A 207-nucleotide genomic window follows, 5' to 3' on the forward strand; every position below is an offset into this window, starting at 1 on the left:
TGTTCCGATCCTACTGCGCTTGACGCCAGGAATTGAGGCGCATACACATGATTATATCTCTACCGGGCAGGATGATTCAAAGTTCGGCTTTGGGGTGTCGAGTGGTCAAGCGTTGCAAGCAGTGAAGCTGTCGCTTGCAAAACCTTTCTATAAGCTGCTTGGTATTCATTCTCATATTGGCTCGCAGATCTTTGAGACGACAGGCTT

At 48.3% G+C, this 207-nt stretch carries 1 pseudogene; it reads left to right on the forward strand.

The features are described from left to right. A pseudogene (locus LKX83_RS33730) lies at nucleotides 1–207 on the forward strand (diaminopimelate decarboxylase); the annotation flags it as partial.

It is taken from the genome of Cohnella baijiui, assembly GCF_020731285.1.
Classification (GTDB): Bacteria; Bacillota; Bacilli; order Paenibacillales; family Paenibacillaceae; genus Cohnella.